The sequence below is a fragment of the Tepidibacter formicigenes DSM 15518 genome, from assembly GCF_900142235.1.
GTDB lineage: Bacteria > Bacillota > Clostridia > Peptostreptococcales > Peptostreptococcaceae > Tepidibacter > Tepidibacter formicigenes.
The window spans coordinates 1-5,029 of record NZ_FRAE01000106.1 but is presented as its reverse complement, the minus strand read 5'-3'; the positions used below and the strand labels follow the sequence as shown (position 1 = coordinate 5,029).

Here is a 5,029-nt window from a genome sequence, read left to right as displayed (position 1 = left end):
TTCATGTTTTATATCCAGAATCACTTGGTGTGATTCATTATGACCTACTGTTTAATTTTCAAAGTTCAATTTGTTTTTCCCCTTGTCGAGGACAAGTAATAATATATCATCTTTATTTAATTTCGTCAACACTTTTTTTAATATTTTTTTAGTGAAGCTGAATAAACAAATTATTCAGCTTCATCTATATCTTCTACTGGTTCATACATTTTAGGATAACTTACAGATGCCACTATAGCATTTGTATCCTCTAGAACTGAAACGCCTTGAGGTACAGCTAAATCTGCAACAGTTAAAGAACCACCATTATAAAGCTGTGACATATCTGCATTTATTTGTTTTGTTGTATTATATACAGGGTATTTTACTTCAACATCTAAAAGTTGCTGTTGAACTACAAGTCCTTGACTTTCTATTTCATCTTTATTTACTAATACTACAGGAACATGAGTATGAATAAAATCTTCATTTGTTACCTTATGTAAATCAAAGTGAGTAAATTCTTTATCATCTATAACATCTCTTTGAACTTCGTGAATATAAACAGTATGTGTTTGACCATCTAAATTTATATCAAAAACTTCACTTTCCTTTTTTTGTTGATAGACCCTTTTTAACTCTTTCTTATCTACAGCAACAGAAATAGGTTCCATATTTTTACCATATAAAACACCAGGAACAATTCCCTTTTTTCTTAGTGCTTTAGCTTTAATATTTCCTAAAGAATTTCTAATCATTAACTCCATAGCGATACCTCCTATATTTTAACTTTTACAATGTATTATTGCCACTATGAAGTTTTTCAATACAAACATTTTATATATTTATGATACTAAAGTTAAAAGTCTTTTTATTATATCTTTTAATTTTAAATCACCTAGTTCTTTATGGGCCATAGCAAAGACCACTTTTATAGTGTTTGCTAATTCATCGTATTTATACGAATAAGCCTTTACTATAGATTTTTCAGGCATAACTTCTTCTAATTCAAAAGCTAATGTATCTGCTAAATCCATATATTCATCAAGTAAGTCTTCTTTATTTTCATCTCCAATGTCATATCCATCATCTTTAAGTATTTCATTTAAAATGTCAATATTAATAGACATATTAAATGCTACTATATCTTCTCTTTTAGATCTTAAACTCATATCTTCTGTAATCATAAAATTACTATTTTCTTCTATTACTTTTCTTATATCATTACTATTTACTATTTCATCTTTAAAAATAACAAACATAAAATCCTCTCCTTATTGTTAATATAAAATATTTATTAATTTCCCATTATAAATAATATATAAAAAAAAGAAAAGCATAATATTTGCTTTTCTTTAATATATAATAAAAAATTTTATTTAGATACTAAAATATAAATTTTATTGAAATTTCACAGTACCAAAAAATCCTTTAAACTTCCTAAAATCACTCGTAGAAATTATATAGTTCTCTATTATTTATAAAAAATATTTTATTAAAGATATTGCTAATACTCCAAATACTCCTAGATATCCTGTTACTAAAGATGTTAGTAAATTTACTCCTATGTCAAAATTAATATGTAACATATTTAATATATAATTTAAAGCAAATAGACATATTCCTCCAAATAATATTCTAACTCCTATTTTCCCTAAAAATTTTAATGGTCCTATTATTATTAAAAAAATCGTATAAATACTTAATAAAATTACCCCATATAATAATATGACTTTTATTTGTAAAAGAACATCCATAATACCCCCCCTGTAAATTATATGAAAATAACCTACTATAGATTCCTATATTATGCATTATATGCTCCTTTATAAATTATTCCTTTTTCTTTTGCTTTTCTTAAAAAATAAGAATATCTAGATTTTGCAGCTTCTAATCTAAATATAGCATAATCTACCAAGTCAGGATCTTTAACATTTTCAAAAAAAGATTCTGCAGATTTTAAATCTAAATATGCGCTTTTCAAATCATTCATAAATTCTTCATCATCATTAATTTCTTTCTTAAAAAAATTTATATTCATAATCATCCCCTCCTTCAAAATTTATATATTAGATTTTAAACTTTTATACCTAAATTTATACTTAGTTATTAATTAAATATATCAAATTTTATTTCTAAATTAAAAAAAGCCCTTATAGGCTTTAAATATTTTTTTGATATTGTTTAGGAGTATATCCATATTTGTTTTTAAATTCACTTATGAAATAAGATATATTTTCATACCCTAAATCAAAAGCTACTTCTGTAACATTATTTTCTTTTAAAAGCTCTATAGCTTTATTTAATTTTATATTTTTCAAGTATTTTTTTGGAGTTATTCCCGTTATCTTTTTGAAGTAAATAGAAAAATTTGATTCAGACATATTTAAACCATTAGCAATATCCTTTATTTTTATATTTTTATCATAATTTTCTTTCATATAATTTATAGCTAAAAATATAGGATGTTTATCCTCTTTTCTTAATATTATATCTGCTCCCTTTATTTTTAATACATTGTATATCATTTCTTGAAGATATAGATCCATTAAGAAGGATTTATTTTTTTCTAACGAGTAATAAGTATTTAATATTTTCTCTATTAATAGTTTAACATCGTTTGTTTTATTACCAACAAATAGTCTCTCATCTCTATTTTTCATATCTATTTGAAAATCCAAACTTACTTTATTAGTTATGTTTTTTATTACATCTTCTTTTATTTCTAATACTAAAGCTTTTGTTGGTATATTAATTTCCATATGAACTTGAGAATATGCAGGTAATATTACAAATTCTTCTTTTCCATAACAAAAAGCTTCCTTTTCGTTTATTTTTACTTTTTTTTCTCCATTTAGTATAGTACATATTCTATTGCTTTCATAAGATTTATAATTCCCTTTATATGGCTGTGAAAAATCATAATACAAAAGCCTCATATATTCTGTCTCTAACCCATCTAAAAGTTCTAAATTTCTATCAAAACTATTAAGCATAATTGCTCCTTTCCTTCTTTATTTTTATAAAATTTACATGTTATTTTTAATTTAGACATACTTTTTAAAATTTTGAATTAGTTTTTCTAGTACTTTATATTTTAAAATTATAGATATAACTTTTCAAGTTAATTTTTTAACTACTTTACTTAAGGAGGTTTTTTATTATGAATAAAACTTACAAATTTTATATGCCATCTATAAATTTAATGGGACCTGGATCTTTAAAAGATGCTGGTGAAGAAATTTCTTCTTTAGGTCTAAAAAAAGCACTAATTGTAACAGATAAAATATTAGTTGAAATAGGATTAGTAAATGAATTAACTAAAGTTTTAGTTGATAATAATATAGGATATGTAATATTTGATAAAACACAACCTAATCCAACAGTTAAAAATGTTGAAGATGGTTTAGCTTTATTAAAAGAAAATAATTGTGACTTAATAATATCATTTGGTGGTGGATCCCCTCATGACTGTGCAAAAGGTATTGGAATAGTTGCATCTAACGGCGGTTCTATAAAAGATTACGAAGGAGTAAATAAATCTACTAAACCTATGATTCCTCTAGTTGCTATTAATACAACTGCCGGAACAGCTAGTGAAATGACTAGATTTTGTATAATTACAGATGAAGATAGACATATAAAAATGGCTATAGTTGACTACCATACAACACCTACTATAGCAGTAAACGATCCTTTACTTATGATAAACATGCCAAAATCTTTAACTGCTGCTACAGGAATGGACGCATTAACCCATGCAATAGAAGCATATGTTTCAACTGAAGCAACTCCTATTACAGATACATGTGCTTTAATGGCTATAGAATTAATTTCTAAGTATTTAAGAAAAGCTGTTAAGAATGGACAAGATCAAGAAGCTAGAGACAAAATGGCTTATGCTGAATTTTTAGCTGGTATGGCATTTAACAATGCAAGTCTTGGATATGTTCATGCTATGGCTCATCAATTAGGAGGATTTTACGACCTTCCACATGGCGTATGTAATGCAATTTTACTCCCGCATGTTCAAGAATACAATGCTAAAATAGTTCCTGAAAGATTTATAGATATAGCTAAAGCCATGGGAGAAAATATAGAAAATCTTACTCCTCAAGAAGCATCTGAAAGAGCTATAAATTCTATACGAAAATTATCTTTAGATATAGGAATTCCTTCTGGTTTAGAAGAATTAGGAGCTAAAGAAGAAGATATAAAAACACTTTCTGAAAACGCTCTAAAAGATGCTTGTGGTCTAACTAATCCTAAGCAAGCTTCTTTAGAAGATATAATGACAATATACAAAAATGCTATGTAAAAAAGAGAGCTATATACAGCTCTCTCTTTTGGGTCTATAATATTTAGTGTTGGTGAAAACTAACACTAATTTTTTGTATAAAAAGACGAGAATCATGAACTAAAAACTTCATATAACCTTTATCAAAGTATTTTACACGCTGTTAAAACAAATAATTATAAGTCGCTTGAGAACATTCTTAACAATAATCATTCAGATATATCTGATTATATGAAAACATCTATTAAATCTATTAAAAAGTATAAAGACTATATAAAAAATCTATTTGAATGGGATTATACAAATGGATTAATCGAAAGAATTAATAATAAAATTAAGGTGATAAAAAGGGTTGCATTTGAAAGTCAAGATTTACTAAAATTAAAAGCCGTCTAAAACCTATTCTATTTTAAACGGCCAACAATTAACTTTGTGATTCTCTTTACCAACAGTATTTGACAAAGAGCCTTATTTTACTGGTGGGCTCAACAGGGCTCGAACCTGTGACCCCCTGCTTGTAAGGCAGGTGCTCTCCCAGCTGAGCTATGAGCCCATTTTAATGTGGTGCGCCCAGAGGGACTCGAACCCCCAACCTTCTGATTCGTAGTCAGACACTCTATCCAGTTGAGCTATAGGCGCATATATTAAAATTAAAAAAAAATGGAGGCGGCACCCAGATTTGAACTGGGGATGAAGGAGTTGCAGTCCTCTGCCTTACCACTTGGCTATGCCGCCATATCCTTTATAATTTGG

6 protein-coding genes, 3 tRNA genes and 1 pseudogene are annotated in these 5,029 nt (G+C 26.8%); 2 read left to right on the top strand and 8 right to left on the bottom strand.

The window, feature by feature from the left end; genetic code table 11:
• Nucleotides 1-170: 170 nt before the first annotated feature.
• From BUA77_RS12685 to BUA77_RS12665, 5 genes are all read right to left on the bottom strand, one after another.
• A complete protein-coding gene (locus BUA77_RS12685; RefSeq protein ID WP_072890846.1) occupies nucleotides 171-746 on the bottom strand; it encodes a 50S ribosomal protein L25 in 576 nt (191 codons plus the stop codon).
• 78 nt (nucleotides 747-824) lie between these two features.
• Complete coding sequence (locus BUA77_RS12680; RefSeq protein WP_072890843.1) at nucleotides 825-1,241, bottom strand: hypothetical protein; 417 nt, start codon at nucleotides 1,239-1,241, stop codon at nucleotides 825-827.
• A gap of 216 nt (nucleotides 1,242-1,457) precedes the next feature.
• The gene (locus BUA77_RS12675) at nucleotides 1,458-1,736 is read right to left on the bottom strand and encodes a pro-sigmaK processing inhibitor BofA family protein (protein WP_072890841.1); all 279 of its coding nucleotides are present in this window, start codon (nucleotides 1,734-1,736) and stop codon (nucleotides 1,458-1,460) included.
• A gap of 50 nt (nucleotides 1,737-1,786) precedes the next feature.
• Nucleotides 1,787-2,020 (bottom strand): DUF2508 family protein, encoded by a 234-nt coding sequence (locus tag BUA77_RS12670; protein ID WP_159428999.1) that lies wholly within the window; start codon nucleotides 2,018-2,020, stop codon nucleotides 1,787-1,789.
• Nucleotides 2,021-2,141: 121 nt separating this feature from the next.
• Nucleotides 2,142-2,975 carry an AraC family transcriptional regulator gene (locus BUA77_RS12665; RefSeq protein ID WP_072890835.1) on the bottom strand — a complete coding sequence of 278 codons (834 nt, stop codon included), beginning with the start codon at nucleotides 2,973-2,975 and terminating at the stop codon, nucleotides 2,142-2,144.
• A 167-nt stretch (nucleotides 2,976-3,142) separates the two neighbouring features.
• Between BUA77_RS12665 and yiaY the strand changes: the two genes are divergently transcribed.
• A complete protein-coding gene (yiaY, locus tag BUA77_RS12660) occupies nucleotides 3,143-4,297 on the top strand; it encodes an L-threonine dehydrogenase (protein ID WP_072890832.1) in 1,155 nt (384 codons plus the stop codon).
• 99 nt (nucleotides 4,298-4,396) lie between these two features.
• Nucleotides 4,397-4,672 (top strand): annotated as a pseudogene (locus BUA77_RS14850) (transposase); the annotation flags it as partial.
• Between the two features lie 81 nt (nucleotides 4,673-4,753).
• Here the strand turns inward: BUA77_RS14850 and BUA77_RS12650 are convergent.
• From BUA77_RS12650 to BUA77_RS12640, 3 genes are all read right to left on the bottom strand, one after another.
• Nucleotides 4,754-4,829, bottom strand: a tRNA-Val gene (locus BUA77_RS12650).
• Between the two features lie 9 nt (nucleotides 4,830-4,838).
• Nucleotides 4,839-4,915 (bottom strand) — tRNA-Arg (locus tag BUA77_RS12645).
• A gap of 22 nt (nucleotides 4,916-4,937) precedes the next feature.
• Nucleotides 4,938-5,011 (bottom strand) — tRNA-Cys (locus tag BUA77_RS12640).
• Nucleotides 5,012-5,029: the final 18 nt, after the last annotated feature.

Bases quoted from the DNA above. Each gene is read 5' to 3' on its own strand.
- BUA77_RS12680 (WP_072890843.1), bottom strand. From the start codon at position 1,241: ATGTTTGTTATTTTTAAAGATGAAATAGTAAATAGTAATGATATAAGA.
- BUA77_RS12675 (WP_072890841.1), bottom strand. From the start codon at position 1,736: ATGGATGTTCTTTTACAAATAAAAGTCATATTATTATATGGGGTAATT.
- yiaY (WP_072890832.1), top strand. From the start codon at position 3,143: ATGAATAAAACTTACAAATTTTATATGCCATCTATAAATTTAATGGGA.
- BUA77_RS12665 (WP_072890835.1), bottom strand. From the start codon at position 2,975: ATGCTTAATAGTTTTGATAGAAATTTAGAACTTTTAGATGGGTTAGAG.
- BUA77_RS12685 (WP_072890846.1), bottom strand. From the start codon at position 746: ATGGAGTTAATGATTAGAAATTCTTTAGGAAATATTAAAGCTAAAGCA.
- BUA77_RS12670 (WP_159428999.1), bottom strand. From the start codon at position 2,020: ATGAATATAAATTTTTTTAAGAAAGAAATTAATGATGATGAAGAATTT.